General features: G+C 44.0%; 15 protein-coding genes. 4 read left to right on the plus strand and 11 right to left on the minus strand.

Annotated elements, in window-relative coordinates:
- A partial coding sequence (locus B7C60_RS18890; RefSeq protein ID WP_245869171.1) for an SIS domain-containing protein occupies positions 1-246 on the minus strand: 246 nt, incomplete at its 3' end.
- 298 nt (positions 247-544) lie between these two features.
- Here B7C60_RS18890 and fadE point away from each other — a divergent pair.
- Positions 545-2989: an acyl-CoA dehydrogenase FadE gene (gene fadE, locus B7C60_RS10485; RefSeq protein WP_099611598.1), complete on the plus strand. Its 2445-nt coding sequence runs from the start codon at positions 545-547 to the stop codon at positions 2987-2989.
- Positions 2990-3193: 204 nt separating this feature from the next.
- On the opposite strand, the gene B7C60_RS10490 is transcribed toward fadE, so the two are convergent.
- Both B7C60_RS10490 and dnaQ read right to left on the minus strand, forming a co-directional pair.
- On the minus strand, positions 3194-4444 hold the full coding sequence (locus B7C60_RS10490; RefSeq protein ID WP_099611599.1) for a TIGR03503 family protein: 1251 nt from the start codon (positions 4442-4444) through the stop codon (positions 3194-3196).
- An 8-nt stretch (positions 4445-4452) separates the two neighbouring features.
- Positions 4453-5193 carry a DNA polymerase III subunit epsilon gene (gene dnaQ / locus B7C60_RS10495; protein WP_099611600.1) on the minus strand — a complete coding sequence of 247 codons (741 nt, stop codon included), beginning with the start codon at positions 5191-5193 and terminating at the stop codon, positions 4453-4455.
- A gap of 56 nt (positions 5194-5249) precedes the next feature.
- Here dnaQ and rnhA point away from each other — a divergent pair, with 56 nt between their 5' ends.
- Positions 5250-5711 (plus strand): ribonuclease HI, encoded by a 462-nt coding sequence (gene rnhA, locus B7C60_RS10500; RefSeq protein WP_099611601.1) that lies wholly within the window; start codon positions 5250-5252, stop codon positions 5709-5711.
- 21 nt (positions 5712-5732) lie between these two features.
- On the opposite strand, the gene B7C60_RS10505 is transcribed toward rnhA, so the two are convergent.
- Positions 5733-6464 (minus strand): class I SAM-dependent methyltransferase, encoded by a 732-nt coding sequence (locus B7C60_RS10505; RefSeq protein WP_099611602.1) that lies wholly within the window; start codon positions 6462-6464, stop codon positions 5733-5735.
- A 36-nt stretch (positions 6465-6500) separates the two neighbouring features.
- On the opposite strand from B7C60_RS10505, the gene gloB reads away from it, so the two are divergent.
- Entirely contained in the window at positions 6501-7259 is a 759-nt protein-coding gene (gloB, locus tag B7C60_RS10510; protein WP_099611603.1) for a hydroxyacylglutathione hydrolase, read from the plus strand.
- 72 nt (positions 7260-7331) lie between these two features.
- Positions 7332-8906: a lytic transglycosylase gene (locus B7C60_RS10515; protein WP_099611604.1), complete on the plus strand. Its 1575-nt coding sequence runs from the start codon at positions 7332-7334 to the stop codon at positions 8904-8906.
- A gap of 7 nt (positions 8907-8913) precedes the next feature.
- Here the strand turns inward: B7C60_RS10515 and B7C60_RS10520 are convergent, their stop codons facing one another.
- The 7 genes from B7C60_RS10520 to rnhB form a co-directional block, all read right to left on the minus strand.
- On the minus strand, positions 8914-9765 hold the full coding sequence (locus B7C60_RS10520; RefSeq protein WP_099611605.1) for an endonuclease/exonuclease/phosphatase family protein: 852 nt from the start codon (positions 9763-9765) through the stop codon (positions 8914-8916).
- Positions 9766-9866: 101 nt separating this feature from the next.
- Complete coding sequence (glnB, locus tag B7C60_RS10525; protein WP_078925443.1) at positions 9867-10205, minus strand: nitrogen regulatory protein P-II; 339 nt, start codon at positions 10203-10205, stop codon at positions 9867-9869.
- 146 nt (positions 10206-10351) lie between these two features.
- Entirely contained in the window at positions 10352-10666 is a 315-nt protein-coding gene (locus B7C60_RS10530; RefSeq protein ID WP_099611607.1) for a c-type cytochrome, read from the minus strand.
- Positions 10667-10731: 65 nt separating this feature from the next.
- A complete protein-coding gene (tilS, locus tag B7C60_RS10535) occupies positions 10732-12033 on the minus strand; it encodes a tRNA lysidine(34) synthetase TilS (RefSeq protein ID WP_172953242.1) in 1302 nt (433 codons plus the stop codon).
- A gap of 100 nt (positions 12034-12133) precedes the next feature.
- Positions 12134-13093, minus strand: coding sequence for an acetyl-CoA carboxylase carboxyl transferase subunit alpha (gene accA / locus B7C60_RS10540; protein ID WP_099611609.1), 960 nt, complete (start codon positions 13091-13093; stop codon positions 12134-12136).
- Positions 13094-13138: 45 nt separating this feature from the next.
- Positions 13139-16618 carry a DNA polymerase III subunit alpha gene (gene dnaE, locus B7C60_RS10545; RefSeq protein WP_099611610.1) on the minus strand — a complete coding sequence of 1160 codons (3480 nt, stop codon included), beginning with the start codon at positions 16616-16618 and terminating at the stop codon, positions 13139-13141.
- 90 nt (positions 16619-16708) lie between these two features.
- The gene (gene rnhB, locus B7C60_RS10550) at positions 16709-17329 is read right to left on the minus strand and encodes a ribonuclease HII (RefSeq protein WP_099611666.1); all 621 of its coding nucleotides are present in this window, start codon (positions 17327-17329) and stop codon (positions 16709-16711) included.
- Positions 17330-17403: the final 74 nt, after the last annotated feature.

Genomic DNA, 17403 nt, shown 5'->3' on the forward strand with positions numbered 1-17403 from the left:
AATAGCAATTCCCGGATAACCTGGGCGATTTTCACGGTAGCGCCCGGTTAATTCTTCTGCAAAATGCATCGCGTCACAGTGCGAACCACCGTTGCCACAAGAAAGAACTTTACCTCCTTGCTTAAAAGAATCGGCTATCATTTTTGCTGCGGCTTCAATGTTAGCAATATTCTGCTCATCGGCTAAAAATGTATTCAGTACTTCAGCCGCTTCCGTCAGTTCACGTTTAATCAAATCCTGGTACATAGGTTTCATCTCTTCATTATTCTGCTGGCAAGAAAGTTTTCTTACAAGAAAACTTACATGTTGCTGAGTTTACCCAAACGATTCCCTCTGTCGATAGTCGTAGCAGCACAAATTGATTAATTGGCCTGACTTTTTGTCGATAAAATTGGCGTACACAGCACATTTTTGTATTTTCTTTTCATCCAGATCACTTTTTAGCCAATATTACATTTTACATCTCGTTAAACTTTTGATTACAATCGACTGGTTAGACCACTTTAACATCAGATGCCACCTTGTCTGGATAAGGAAAATTGTTATGGAAATCTTGATCTCTATGTTGGCTTTTTTGCTGGTGCTAAGCACATGCTTATACCATCGAACCTCACTCTTTACCGCGTTAGCTTTTTTAACCTTAACAATGCTAACGCTATCAATAACCGGTCAGGCTGGATTTTTTGCTTGGGCTTTCTACCTTGCGGCCATCGTGGTGTTTATCGTTCCCTCAGTACGGCAAAATCTAATCAGCAGTAAAGCACTGACGATGTTTAAAAAAGTGCTTCCCGCTATGTCACAAACAGAAAAAGAGGCTTTGGATGCTGGCACCGTCTGGTGGGAAGCTGAACTTTTTAAAGGTAAACCTGATTGGCAGCAACTCAAGAGCATAAAAGCGCCAACCTTAACCGCAGAAGAACAAGCATTTCTAGATGGCCCGGTCAACCAAGTCTGTGCCATGGTTAATGACTACCAAGTCACTCATGAACTGGCCGATTTACCGCCAGAAGTATGGCAATTCCTCAAAGATCATAAATTTTTTGCCATGATTATTAAGAAAAAATATGGCGGCTTAGAATTTTCAGCCTACGCTCAATCGTTGGTATTACAGAAATTAACAGGGGTTTCCGGTGTTCTTTCATCCACCGTTGGCGTTCCAAATTCATTAGGGCCTGGTGAATTACTGCAACATTATGGCACTCAAGAGCAACAAAATTATTATTTACCACGTTTAGCCGAAGGAAAAGAAATCCCTTGTTTTGCTTTAACCAGCCCAGAAGCGGGATCAGACGCAGGGTCTATCCCTGATTTTGGAATTGTCTGTAGAGGTGAGTGGGAAGGAAAGGAAGTGCTGGGAATGCGCCTCACATGGAACAAACGCTATATCACCCTCGCTCCGGTTGCCACAGTATTAGGCTTGGCCTTTAAACTGCAAGATCCCGACGGCCTATTAGGAAATTCGCCCGACATCGGCATCACTTGCGCTTTGATTCCAACCGACTTAGCTGGGGTAGAAATTGGTCATCGTCATTTTCCACTCAATGTTCCTTTTCAAAATGGTCCAACCCGAGCTAATGATCTTTTTGTTCCTTTAGATTTTATTATTGGCGGCCCCAAAATGGCAGGGCAAGGTTGGCGCATGTTGGTGGAATGCCTCTCCGTTGGTCGAGGAATCACCTTACCATCAAACTCAACAGGCGGGATTAAAACCGCAGCTCTAGCAACCGGAGCTTATGCTCGAATTCGCCGTCAATTTAAGCAACCGATCGGCCAAATGGAAGGCATCGAAGAGCCTCTAGCCCGTTTAGCGGGTAATGCTTATGTCATGGATGCAGCCAGCAATTTAACGGTCGCTGCGATAGACTTAGGTGAAAAGCCATCGGTTATTTCAGCCATTGTTAAGTATCATTGCACCCACCGTGGGCAACGCGCCATTATCGATGCCATGGACATCGTCGGTGGTAAAGGTATCTGTTTAGGGCCAGCTAACTTCTTAGCCAGAGGTTACCAAGGAGCTCCCATTGCCATCACCGTTGAAGGCGCAAATATCCTCACTCGCTCAATGATTATCTTTGGCCAAGGTGCGATTCGTTGTCATCCTTACGTTCTTAGTGAAATGGCCGCAGCTCACTCTGACCACCCTGCTGCACTTGAGCAGTTTGATCAAGCATTAGCTGGCCATATTAGCTTTACCTTGAGTAATTTTGTACGCAGCATTTGGTTTGGTCTCACCGATGGTTACGGCTCATCCTCACCCACTAAAGATGCCACCCAACGTTACTATCAGAAACTCAACCGTTACAGTGCAAATCTTGCTTTATTAGCAGATATTTCTATGGCAACGCTTGGAGGCTCACTTAAACGAAAAGAGCGCTTATCCGCCCGACTCGGTGATATCCTCAGCCAGCTTTATTTAAGCTCTGCAACGCTTAAACGTTTTGAAAATGATGGCAGCCCTAAGGAGGACTTACCTTTAGTCCATTGGGGATTACAAGACAGTTTAAGGCAAACAGAAGTGGCGATTGATGAATTTCTTGCAAACTTCCCAAACCCGGTGCTGGGAAAACTATTACGAGTGCTGCTCATGCCATTTGGCCGAGTGCGAAAAGCGCCTAACGATAAGCTTGATAGCCAGGTGGCGCAAATTATTCAAACACCGAGTGCAACCCGTTCTCGCTTAGGTCGTTACCAATATTTAGCAGCAACAGAACATAACCCGGTAGGGAAAATAGAACAAGCACTCAATGTTATACTGCAAGCTGAACCTATCTTCACGAAATTATACCAGGCACTCGGTCAACGCCATCCATTTACTCGTTTGGATGAATTAGCCACTGTCGGCCTTGAGAAAAAAATCTTAACGGAACAGGAAGCGCAATTATTGACGGAGGCTGAAACTCATCGCCTATATACCATCAATGTCGATGACTTTTCTCCACAAGCACTGGCAGCGAACAAACCACATCCAAAACTGGAAGAGGTCGCCTAGTATTTAACTTAAGAGAATTTTCATCGCCGTCAGATGAGAAAGTAAAAGGAGGCTAAGCCTTCTTTTACTTTTTTACAACCAAACCACTTAAAGTTTCAGATCGCAAGCAAATAGATACAGCTGCAGCGTAGAACATGCAACACGATTGGAGCAACTAGCCATACAGCAGCTTGAGATAAACAAGATAGCCCGTTTAAATAAAGGCTATTTTTTAGGAACCTTGAGCTGTAATTCTGGCGTTGCCGCAGCTTTGGCTTGTAATTTACGGCGAATAAACCAACCACCCAACGCCAATAGAATCACAAAAACATTCCCTAACACAATGTAAATCAGTGCCTTTTGTCGTGATTTTTCGCGCATCTGAATCACTAATTTTTCTTGCTGTAATCGACGTAAATTCTCCAAATCCGCTTCTTGCATTCGGCGGGTTTTATCAAGATCGATCTCACTCACCACACTGTAACGATGCTCTTTAATAGGGAAGACCAGTGGTCTTTGGGTGGCGAGATCGGTCGCGTATACCAAACCATGCCAAGAAAAATGACCAAACTCACCACTATTCGGAATTGAAAAGGTCAGATTTAACGCTTTATCATCAGCTTGAGCTTGGGTGATAAATGATGCAGGAAGTGCTCCTTTATGTTCCACTTGGCCCGCTAAAGATCCAGGCTGAATCATGCCGCCTTCGCCACTAAAGATCACTTGATGTGGCTGATTGTCTGCTCGCGACTGAATAAAAGTTGTCGTTATCGGCGAAGGATAAACTAATACCTCTTGCTCTTGAGCGCGCAGAAACACTCCATTGCCAGAGGTGATCCGTACACGATATTTATCTGGCTCTAATGAGATCGGTAGCGCAACGGTAAAAACACCATCGCCCGCTTTTTCATCAAGCCCTCGACCATCATCAGCAAAGAGACCGACTTCAATCGGTAAAGGTTGGGCCTCTTTTTCTAGCTCCTGCTCATTTTCAATATACTTAGTAAAAGTAACCGTTAAGTTCACTCGATCAAGAAAATCTCTCAATAATAAAGGCTGACCATCCGAAACCAATCGAGCGGTAAACTTAATTTCCTCACCTTGATATAAGCGAGAAGGTAAAGGATCGCTTAACATCTGTAAGTGGGAAATGAGCCTTATATTATTTTTGGGAGAAACCTTACCTATTGCTTGCCAAGGGCCCGGCATCGGATTATCAATCGATATAATATCCATCGAAGGCTCTTCATACCAGCGAACGTAATCTGGATGACGTCCCGCATAATATTTTGTGCCATCGGGCCTTACTAGCACAACCGGCTGAGAATTCTTTTCTCGATAAATAACAAAGGTGATTTGTGAAATGGTAGAATCGACGCGAAAGCGATTGTCCAATAATGACATCGTTGACTCATTACTTGCTAATGCATTAAACCCAATTAGCCACCCCAATATCGCTATTCCTATCCGCCACATAATTTCTCCTACTGACGCCAGAGGCAAACACCGCTTTTTTCTACCACATCCAAACGTTCTTGGTGTGCCTGTAATTCATCGGCCGATGCACGTAAAACTTTGAGTTTTTTACGCTCTGAACTGACACGTTTGATGCTATTACTACCTTGTTCACCGTTTTGGCTACCGGCTGAAAATTGTAAAGAGGTTTGCCCCCCTGTCATAAGTAGATAAACATCGGCCAAAATCTCAGCATCGAGTAATGCGCCGTGTAAAGTTCGATGAGAGTTATCTATGCCATACCGCTCACACAATATATCTAAGTTATTGCGTTTACCCGGGAAGATTTTCTTCGCCATGGCGAGCGTATCGGTGATTTTACAATATTGCTCCGTTTTACCAATCGAAGCATTTAATTTACTAAATTCATAATCCATAAAGCCCACGTCAAAGGGAGCATTATGGGCAACTAACTCAGCGCCTTTGATAAAATCCAAAAATTCTTCATGCACCTCTTTATATTCGGGCTTATCCACTAGAAATTCATCGGTAATCCCGTGAACTTCAATGGCTTGAGGCTGAATGTCTCGGTCGGGCTTTAAGTAGACATGAAAATGTCGCCCAGTCAGTTTTCGATTGATGATTTCCACCGCACCGATTTCAATAATTCGATGCCCTTCATAATGAGGGCCACCTTCAAAGTTCATACCCGTGGTTTCTGTATCTAAAACCACAATACGACCGTAATTAGAATTGTTGCTAGTATTCATAAGGATATCTATGTCAGACTATATCAATGGTGTGTGTAACCCAATAGTATCAAATCATGAAGAAACAGGTGGAAATTTTCACTGACGGTTCTTGTTTAGGCAACCCTGGCCCCGGAGGTTATGGCATTGTCCTGCGTTACAAACAAGTAGAAAAAACCTTATCAAACGGCTATCGCTTAACGACCAATAATCGAATGGAAATGCTAGCCGCTGTCGTTGCTCTGCAAACGCTAAAAGAGCCTTGCGAAGTCATTTTAACCACCGATAGTCAATATGTCCGCCAGGGTATTACTCAATGGATCCATAACTGGAAACAACGCGGATGGAAAACAGCCGATAAAAAAACGGTAAAAAATGCCGATCTATGGCAAAAATTAGATCAAGAAACGGCACGTCATCATGTCGAATGGCGCTGGGTGAAAGGCCATGCCGGCCATCGAGAAAATGAAATCTGTGACGAACTCGCACGAACGGCGGCAGAAAATCCAACCGAAGATGATCACGGCTATCAACCTTAACACAATGGTGTTAAGCCATGGTTATTCGGATGATTTAATCCGATAATTAAGCCCTAGCGGTGAAAAACGTCGCTTAAGGTGCCAGTGTGGTTTAATTGGCTTTAAAGGATAAGTTCGTTTACGCGCGACAATAAAGTAGAGGCTACCCAGTGGACGAGCCCAGCGACCAGACGCATTTTCTAACCATGTCCATCCAGCGCGGTATTTTTGCATGGGGAAAAGCGCATATTGATCGCATTCAATGACTTGATAATTAAGAACACTCAGCCAATCTCTGATACGGCTCGGAGTAAACATGCGCCCACTCCAAGGTAGGTTATGCTTACGCCATGGCATCAAACTTGCCAACCCAATCAAGCTGATGGGATTAAACCCAGTAATAATTAAGTAACCATCATCGATCAATACGCGGTCTACTTCACGTAAAATACGGTGTGGATCACCACAATAATCCAGTTGATGAGCAAGGATTGCCACATCAATACTCTTTTCAAGAAAGGGTAAATCATAAGCATCGGCGATCACACTATGCAAAGGGTTCTGGATATCGAGGTTAACTTGGTGTTGAATATTACAATTGCAACTTGATAATTCGCAGCTTAAACCGCCCAATTTTAGCATGTGATAACCAAATAGTTTGGGGCACCACTCATCAATTCGGGTTTGAATCGATTCACAGACCCATTGGCCGTTTTTTAATTGCGACCAAGAATGAGGACTCTTTATTTTTTTTTGACTGCGTGCTGGTTTCATAGCTAAATCGCTTACCCAAGTGACCGGAGACAACTCATGTTACACATCAAAAGCATACCCGCATTTAATGATAATTACATCTGGCTAATTGAAAATAGCGATCGTCGTTGTGCGGTGGTCGATCCCGGCGATGCGGCTCCCGTATTGAGTTATCTCACCGAACACGAGTTGACCTTAGAGGCGATTCTCATTACTCATCACCACCATGATCATATTGGGGGTGTCGCACAGTTAGTCCACCAGTTTCCAACACTTGATGTTGTCGCTCCAGCTCAAGAACCGATTCCAACCGTCACTCATGCCGTTCAAGGAGGGGATCAAATCGAATTATTTGATGAGCGATTTATGGTGTTGGATCTTCCCGGTCATACCCTTGGCCATATTGGCTACATTGGCGATAGCAAACTCTTTTGTGGCGATGTCCTATTTTCTGCAGGCTGTGGCAGAGTATTCGAAGGAACGATGGAACAAATGTTTACTTCCCTCAATAAAATACAAATGCTACCAGAAGAAACTGAAATTTATTGTGCGCATGAATATACCGCAAGTAACCTTGCCTTTGCGATGGCCGTTGAGCCCGATAATGAACAATTACAAATTTATCGCGATGATGTGATTCGGCTGAGAGCACAAGGAAAAAGCACCTTACCGACCACCTTGCGTCGAGAACAATGGATCAATCCATTTTTACGCACCGATTCACCCAGCGTGATAAAATCAGTAGCTAATCGCACCCAACAAAGTGATCCATTAGCAATTTTTACGGCATTACGTGAGTGGAAAAACGAATTTTAACCAATTGCTACTTGTCATCAGATTCATACGACAAGTATTATCAGCAGCCAATTGATAAAAAGGCTGTCTTACATGCGAATACAATTCTGCTGGGTAATGGCTCTGCTGTTAACCGGATGCCAGGTTACCCAGCCTGATAATGATCGAATCAATGAGTCTAATCAGGCTTCGAATGCGAGCAAAAAAGTTGTAAACGAAGTAATGCCGTCTTCGACAACTTTGAAAAAACCACGCGCTATCCCCCCCAAAGTTCTAACGCCTCAGGAACAAGAAGATGTTTGGCTGCGTATTGCGATGCAATTTAACTTACCTATCGCGGATGCTCCCAGTGTCGACTACTACCGAACTTGGTATCTCAAACACCCTCAGCATTTAATTACGGTTGCCAAACGGGCTGAGCCTTTTTTGTATTTAATTACCGAAAAAATTGAACAACGCAATTTGCCTTTGGAACTGGCTCTATTACCGATTGTAGAAAGTGCTTTTGACCCCTTTGCCTATTCTCACGGTAGTGCGGCAGGTTTATGGCAATTTGTTCCCGCGACAGGAAAAATGTTCGGGTTAAAACAGAATTTTTGGTACGACGGCCGACGTGACGTAGTAGCAGCCACCGATGCGGCTTTAGAGTATTTAACACGCTTAAACACTCGCTTTGATGGTGACTGGTATCTAGCGATTGCCGCCTACAATAGCGGTGGAGGACGCGTTTCTAGTGCGATTCGTAAAAATACCCGCTTAGGCAAAGCAACCGATTTTTTCTCGCTCGATCTTCCGAAAGAAACGAGTGGTTATGTGCCTAAGTTATTGGCCTTAGCCGATATTATCGCAAATCAAGATCAGTATGGTATTTCTATTCCCACCATTGTTAATCAGCCAGTACTTGCCTTGGTCGATCCCAAAGAGCAGCTAGACTTGGCAATAGCGGCGAATTATGCCGGGATCTCGGTCAAAGAGTTACAAAGTTACAACCCAGCCTATAATCAATGGGCAACCGATCCAGAAGGGCCACACCAGTTTTTAATTCCGATAAAGCAGGCTGATGCTTTTACTAAACAAGTCGAAGCGAATCGTGGTAAAGGTATGAAACTCGTACGTTACCAAGTCAAAAGTGGCGATAGCCTCAGTGTCATCGCACAGCGACATCACACGACAACTCAGGTTATCCAAACCGCTAATAATTTAACTAGCCATACCATCAAAGTTGGCCAGTATTTGATGATTCCAACCTCGGTCACTAATAATAAAGCTTATGCACTCAGTGCAAACAACCGCTTAGAAAAGACTCAATCGTTAGCCCGCGGGCAATATAAGATTAACCATACCGTTAAAAGTGGTGAAAGTTTATGGACCATAGCAAAGGCTCATAATGTCTCTTACCAATCTTTAGCCAAATGGAATGGGATGGGGCCACGAGATACATTGCGAGTAGGCCAGAAAATCGTTATTTGGAAAAAAAGTACCGATGGAGCAATTATCCGTACCGTCTTTTACGAAATTCGTCGTGGAGATACCTTAAGTGACATCGCCTTGCGCTTTAAAGTCACCACAAATGACATTGTTAAATGGAATGATCTTTCTAACCAGAAATACTTAAAACCAGGACAACGAATCAAACTATATGTGGACGTAACAAAAGTGAGCGTTTAGCGCTTTATTATTTTCCTAATAGCCGAAAAGAAACCAGCAATGGGTTATGATCAGAAGCGCTCGACTCGGGCGCTTTTGCATTTTCTAATACCAGTCCCTTATAAAACACATGATCAAGCGGTAATCCAGTGATAAATGTGCGCCGGTGATCATCTGAAAAAACAACCTCTTGTAATGATAATGAAGCCAGTGCAGATTTTAGAACAGATAATCGTTGTGAACTCCAACTGTTAAAATCACCCGCAACAATAATGGGCCCATGATGTTGTCTTAATGCCTTAATGAGCGTTTCAATCTGCTCTCGATAAATTTTAGCGCCATAGGTAAAATTTATTGCATGTAAGTTAATCACGGCAAGCTGCTGCCCGTTGCTTAACGAATAACGTGCATAAATACCAGATTTAGGTAACCGTAGTAACGGTTCCAATTGCGTATACGCACAAGCAAAGCTAGGCATAACATGCGCTAAATTCAGCACGCCCGTCGACTCACCAAAGACCTCAAAAGCATTAACATAAGCCCCATCCCATGCCTGTTTTGCTATCCACTCTCTCAGCCCTTCAGTCATACTTGCTTCTTGCAATAACAACAGTTGCGCTTGTTGACTATAACGTGTGAGTTCGCTGTCCCAATTACTTCGGTTTTGTTTATAAATATTCCAAACGAAAATGTTTAATTGTCCGTCATTATCGAGAGGTAATGGATGCGGGTTCTGGTAGCACAGCAAGTCTCGGCCAAGTGCATCTTGGCCAACCGTTAAAAGCTGAGGTTGGTTGGGTACTTTAAAAACAACCTGAAAAGCCGTAATCATGACCACGGTAAACATAGAAGAAAAGAAGAGCAGATAGCGTTTTTTCATCGTAAATATAGGTCAACATTATGACTAGCAGATAAGGAGTTTAACCCCTTATCTACTTAAGGTAAGTGATGTTTAAGGTAAGGTCTACTTAAGGTTAGCAGTTAAATCGCGTCTTCATCTTCTTCACCAGTTCGAATTCGCACCACTCGCTCAATCTCGCTGATAAAGATTTTTCCGTCACCAATTTTGCCGGTTTGCGCGGTTTCTATAATGGTATCAACACATTGATCAGCGACGTCTTCCGTCACCACAATTTCTAACTTCACTTTGGGTAAAAAATCCACCATATATTCCGCCCCGCGGTATAACTCAGTATGACCTTTTTGCCGTCCAAACCCTTTAACCTCAGAAACCGTCATACCGGTAATTCCCACTTCAGCTAGCGCTTCACGGACATCATCGAGCTTAAATGGTTTAATAATTGCCTCGATCTTTTTCATGTTCATCCCTTAAACGTTTTTTGTCATTAATTTTTCGCTGCTGGTCGAATTAAGGTTTCAAAACCGAACAGATGATAACTTATTATCAGCCAGCGGTAATAAATACACAATCAATAAAAAGCCCAAGCATGGCTAGCCATTAACCTCTATTTTAGGTTCGCATAATAAGCAGCAAGATCGGCAATATCTTGATCACTCAACATCATAGACTGCGCTTGCATAACCACGGCTAACCCGCCAGTACGCTGCTTATTTTTATAGGCTTTAACCGATGTGATCAGGTATTGCTCATTTTGTCCTTTTAAATTGGGGTAACCAGGGATGACTGCAATCCCATCAGCGCCATGGCAAGTGGCACAGATGGCAGACTTTGCCTTGCCTGCCGCAGCGTCTCCAGCAGCCAATACCGGCCCGGTCAATAAACTGCTAGTCACCACTAATCCCATTAGTATTTTATTCATAGCTCAACCTTACTTCGTGCTTCCATGTTATCAATCGATCATCATAATTGTGGCATGAGAAAAGCTCATTGAGTCCAGATCAGTTCATAGTCTTGACCAGCAAAATCACGATCTACAAACAGGCTGGCTATCGCAACCACTCTTCCTTTATACATTAAAATGGGTAATCGGCGACGTTGCCAACTGGGAATACGGTATTCTTGAAATAATTTTTTTAATTTTCGTGATCCGGCACGTCCGACAGGACAAGCTGACAGCCCTTCTGGGTTAAAAGAGACCGAAAGCGCATCCGGCTCATCAGGAAGCGCAATGTGGCCGAGCGAGCATTCCGATAACGTTAAGTAACCGAGCTTATCAGGTAAAATCAATGGCCTATTAAGCTGGATACTTTGCTGCCACGCACTAAGATCGCTCATTAATGTTACACAAAAAAGCTCTCCGTCAAATCGACGAATTTGGTACTCTCGCAACTGAAGCTTTGGATTAGCAGAAGCTTCAGCCAGTGCAACTTGCTGCCAAATCATGTCGGTATGCAGCCGACTTGGCATCGTAACACCTCGCCCAGCCAACCATTGCCGAATGACTTGCCGCCTGACCACATCACTGCATAATTGTATTTGAGCGATAGATAGCCCACCAGCTTTACTGGTTGCAGACGCCAGTAAGTCCGCTAGCAACTCATGAATGACGGCTTCTTGCTCTGCGCATAACTCGGCACTACGTTGTACGGCTTGATAAATCGTTGGCCAACGCTGATTTAGAATGGGAGTTACTTGATGGCGTAAGAAATTACGCTCGTAACGCATATCTTGGTTACTTTCATCCTCGACCCATTGTAATTGCTGCTCAAGGGCAAAAGATTCGATATCCTGCCGAGGCACATGTAACAGTGGGCGTAGTAAGTGACCTTGACTAAAAGCAGCCCAATCTGCCATGGCCGATAACCCTTTGGGGCCACTTCCTCGCCGCAAGGCCAGTAAAAACGTTTCTAATTGATCATCAGCATGATGACCAAGTAATAAAGTATTTTCGGTTTTCACATGCTTAGATAATGCAGCATAACGAGCTTCTCGAGCTAACTGCTCGATACTTTCACCACATTGTGTATCGAGAGTGACATACTCGACAGATAAGGGAATGTTGTATTCATCACACCAACGTTGGCATTGCTCTACCCAGTTATTGGCATTATCACTCAAACCATGATGCACATGAACTGCACGCACTGGTACCGAATAATATTGATGGTATTGAGCAAGTAAATGCAATAATACCCGAGAGTCCACACCACCACTTAAGGCTAAAATGGGTCGCTCAACCGATTTTTCACGTAATTGCTGACAAAAGTGACTGTACAAGTCCATTATAATTCTTGGCTGATTTGATCAATAAAAGCCAGTGTACCGCTTGGGGCTAAAAACCAAAAGGAGTTGAATGAGCTTCAACCCCTTACTTGGTAGGTTTTATTTAGCAATAGCCGTAATTCATTAAGCGCTGGTAACGTCTATCCAGTAGCTCTGCTTGCTCTAAGGCTTCTAACTCTGAAAGCTGCTGTAATAGCATGACTTTAAGGTTTTTGGCCATTTGTACAGGATCACGATGAGCGCCTCCCAGTGGTTCTTCGATGACTTCATCAATTAAAGAAAGTTCTTTTAGACGAGAAGCCACAAGCCCCATCGCTTCTGCGGCTTGTGGCGCTTTATCCGCATCTCGCCACAAAATAGAAGCGCAACCTTCAGGCGAAATAACCGCATAAGTCGAATATTGCAACATATTGACATAATCACCAACACCAATGGCTAACGCACCACCAGAACCGCCTTCACCCACCACATTACAGATCACGGGAACGGTTAAGCCCGACATCACTTTCAGGTTTTTGGCAATCGCTTCTGATTGCCCACGCTCTTCTGCGCCAACACCAGGATAAGCGCCAGCCGTGTCGATAAAAGTAATGATTGGCATATTAAAGCGCTCTGCCATCTGCATTAAACGTAATGCCTTACGGTAACCTTCTGGTTTAGGCATACCAAAATTACGTCTCACTTTTTCCCGTGTTTCTCGGCCTTTTTGATGGCCGATAATCATAACAGGACGATCATCTAAGCGAGCAATTCCGCCAACAATGGCTTTATCATCCGCGTAAGCACGATCACCAGCAAGCTCGTCAAACTCGGTAAACATATGATTGATATAATCTAAAGTATAAGGACGCTGTGGATGACGGGCCAACTGCGCAACTTGCCATGCGCCAAGATCACTGAAGATTTTCTTTTTCAGTTCCAAGCTTTTCTTTTCTAGCTGTTCAATCTCTTTTTCAAGATCTACGGACGAACTGCCACCGTGACGAGAGACATCTCGTAGTGCCTGAATTTTAGCTTCAAGTTCTACAATAGGTTTTTCAAAATCTAGAAAGTTTGGGCTCATCTACCGATCCTTTTTTACTCAGCTCGTCAATTGTACAGCTGAATTTTAGTTAAATTCGAGTTCTACTTGATCTTTGCCAAGCAACTGTTGTAATTCATCGAGTAATGTATCGCTGGGCGTTACTCGCCATTCTGTACCTAGCGTTAAACGTGCCCTAGCATCCGAACGCTGGTAGTATACATTGACAGGCACGGTTCCTGCTCGGTGAGGCTCTAAGATTTGACTAAAACGCTCAAAAAATTGCTCATCAATTTGCGATTGTTCAATCGCAAGCGATAAGCTACGGGCATATTTTTCTCGTGCGCTACCCAAATCCATCACTTCGCGCGCTGACATTTTAAGGCCACCATTGAAGTCATCAAAGCTGACCTGTCCAGAAACCACCAAAATCTTATCTTTTTCTAACAATTCTGCATACCGATCTAATGCATCTGAATAAAGCATCACCTCCATTCGTCCAGATCGATCATCGAGAGTCATAATACCTATTCGGTTTCCCCGTTTGGTTGTCATGACACGTGCAGCAATCACTAAGCCAGCAACGGTTAACGACTGATCGCGTCGCGTCGGCGTCGCGTCGTTCAATCGACAACTGGTGTATTTATTCAGCTCTTTCAGGTATTGATTGATTGGATGTCCGGTTAAGTATAGACCCAGAGTTTCCCTCTCCCCCTCTAACCAAACTTTCTCAGGCCATGGTGGAACCTGAATATATTTTTGTTCAACGTCTTCTGGGGCATCCGTTAATACCCCAAACATATCCGCTTGGCCAAAGGCTTCCGCTTGGTGATGTTGACTCGCCGCTTTCACCGCATCATCCACTGAAGCCATCAATGCTGCGCGATGTGGCCCTAAATGATCCAAGGCTCCGGCTAAAATAAGTTTTTCAATTACCCGTTTGTTGACCTTTTTAAGATCAATGCGCGCACAAAAATCAAATAAGTCCTTAAATACCCCGTCTTGATTGCGCGATTCTAAAATAGCTTCAATTGGGCCTTCACCCACTCCTTTTATTGCACCAATACCATAAACAATGGCCCCCGAATCATCCACATTGAATCGGTATAATCCAGAGTTAATGTCTGGTGGGAGGACTTTTAATCCCATTCGATGGCATTCATCAACCAAACCGACAACTTTTTCGGTGTTGTCCATATCAGCAGTCATCACTGCCGCCATAAATTCAGCCGGATAGTGTGTTTTTAGCCATAAGGTTTGATAGGAAACTAACGCATAAGCGGCAGAGTGCGATTTGTTAAACCCGTACCCGGCAAATTTCTCTACCAGGTCAAAGATTTTCATCGCCAGTTCGCCGTCAACACCATTTTGTTCCGCACCCTCTTTAAACACGGCGCGTTGCTTGGCCATCTCTTCTGGCTTTTTCTTACCCATCGCTCGGCGAAGCATATCGGCTCCACCTAGGGTGTAACCTGCCAGCACCTGAGCTATCTGCATGACTTGTTCTTGATAGAGAATAATGCCGTAGGTAGGGTCTAAGATCTCTTTTAATGATTCGTGTTGCCACTTCTCATCCGGGTAGGAAATGGCTTCTCGGCCATGTTTACGGTCAATAAAGTTATCCACCATCCCTGACTGTAGGGGGCCGGGACGGAAAAGGGCGACCAATGCGATGATATCTTCAAAACAGTCTGGTTGTAGACGTTTAATCAGATCTTTCATTCCGCGAGATTCTAGCTGGAATACCGCTGTAGTTTCCGAATTTTGCAAAACTCGGAATGAGGCCGGATCGGCTAATGGAATCGCATCGATACGAACGGGAGGCTCGCCTCTTTTCTCACGCCGAGGGTTAATCAACCCTAGAGCCCAGTCGATAATGGTTAACGTTCGCAGCCCTAAGAAGTCAAATTTAACCAACCCCGCGTACTCAACGTCATTTTTATCAAACTGAGTGACAGGATGCTGCCCTTCCGCATCACAGTAAAGCGGGGCAAAATCGGTGATCGACGTGGGTGAAATCACGACCCCCCCAGCATGTTTACCTGCATTTCGGGTACAACCCTCCAAAATGCGGCACATATCAATCAGCTCTTTCACCTCTTCATCGGCATCATACAACTCTTGTAGTGCAGGTTCCGCTTTAAAGGCTTTTTCTAGTGTCATACCCGGATCAGGCGGTACTAATTTAGAAATACGATCGACAAATCCGAAGGGATGGCCAAGCACTCGCCCGACATCTCGAATCACCGCTTTTGCTGCCATCGTACCAAACGTTATGATCTGAGAAACGGCATCACGGCCATACATATCCGCCACATGGTCAATGACACGATCCCGTTTGTCCATACAGAAATCAACGTCAAAGTCGGGCATCGAAACACGTTCAGGGTTTAAGAAACGTTCAAAAAGTAGATCATATTCTAATGGATCAAGATCCGTTATTTTTAGTGCATAAGCGACTAAAGATCCGGCACCCGATCCTCGCCCCGGCCCAACTGGAATATCATTATCCTTAGACCACTGGATAAACTCCATCACAATCAAGAAATAGCCGGGAAATCCCATTTGGTTGATGACTTGCAGTTCAATGTCCAAGCGCTCATCGTATTCAGGTCGACGTTCCGCTCGTACCACAGGGTCAGGAAAGAGAAATTCGAGTCGTTGTTCTAACCCTTCTTTCGATTTTTTAATTAAAAACGCTTCAATGGGTAACCCATCGGTTGGGAAATTAGGTAAGAAGTATTCCCCCAAGCGTACGGTGACATTACAACGCTTGGCAATTTCAACGGTATTTTCTAATGCTTCAGGAATATCACTAAATAGTTCGCACATTTCTTGCTCTGTTCGCAAGTATTGTTGTGGACTATAGTTTTTAGGCCGTCGAGGGTCGTCAAGAGTATAACCGTCATGGATCGCAACACGAATTTCATGTGCATCAAATTGATCTGCCTTTAAAAAAACCACTTCATTAGTAGCGACCACAGGCAACTGAGTTTGCTCAGCCAATTCCAAAGCAAAATGAAGATAACTTTCTTCATCGGATCGACCAGTGCGGATCAGTTCTAAATAAAAATTATCGGCAAAATGGGTCTGATAAAATTCAACGCATTTATCGACTAAGGCTTGGTTGCCTTTCAGTAAGGCTCGGCCTATTTCTCCACTTTTGCCACCGGAAAGGATGATCAACCCCTGACCGTATTTAATCAACCACGCTTTATCGATAACGGGTTGATGTTGAATATGCCCCCGTAGATAAGCTTCTGATATAAGCAGGGTCAGGTTTTTATAGCCGAGGTTATTTTTGGCGAGAATGGTTAGCTTGGTCAGCTCATCGCCAAATTCTTCTGAACGTAGAGTAAAATCTGCCCCCACGATCGGCTTAACCCCACAACTGTGCGCCGTACCATAATATTTCACTAACCCGCAAAGGTTAGTGAAATCAGTTAGCGCCATGGCTGGCATTCCCATTGCTGCCACCTGTTTAACCAAAGGTGGAACCTTGGATAAACCATCCATCATGGAAAAGTCACTATGAATACGTAAGTGGATAAACTTTGGGTCTGACATTCAATAAAATCCTACTAGGGATAAGTCGTGCAATGGCGCTATTCTACGTTAAAGCAGATCGGCGTGAAACTATCATCGACGGCATTAAGCTTACTGTAAGCCTAATGCCCGTTTGACTGGAGCAAAACTTCGCCGATGTTGGTCAATCACCCCATACTGTTCAATGGCTGCAAAATGCGCCTTGGTGGGATAACCTTTATGTTGTGCAAAACCGAATTGAGGATACATTTTATCTAACGCTTCCATTTCTTGGTCGCGTACCACTTTAGCAATAATTGATGCCGCACTAATTTGCGCAACACGTAAATCTCCTTTGACCACAGCTTGAGCATCCATGGGTAATTGGGGAATTTTATTGCCATCAATTAAAACAAAATCCGGTTGAATGGCTAACCCAGCGACCGCTCTTTGCATGGCAAGCATGGTGGCTTGGAAAATATTGAGTTGATCAATTTCTTGTGCCGAACAACGGCCAATAGACCAAGCCAGTGCTTTTTGCTGAATTTCCGGAAAAAGCGTTAAGCGCTTTTTCTCAGACAGTTTTTTGGAATCGGTTAAACCATCAATAGGTTGGTTTGGATCAAGGATCACCGCAGCGGTCACCACATCGCCAACTAAAGGCCCGCGTCCAACCTCATCAACCCCAGCTATCAAGGAATACCCAACCGGTATCACAAAAGGCTCTAGCAGCTTGTCTTTTTTCTGTATCATCATTTTGCGTTACCTATCAATGAAAGTACGGCTTGAGCTGCTTGCTCATCGGCCCCTTTTCGAATCCAGTGATG

This window comes from Vibrio fujianensis (assembly GCF_002749895.1).
GTDB classification, from domain to species: Bacteria; Pseudomonadota; Gammaproteobacteria; order Enterobacterales; family Vibrionaceae; genus Vibrio; species Vibrio fujianensis.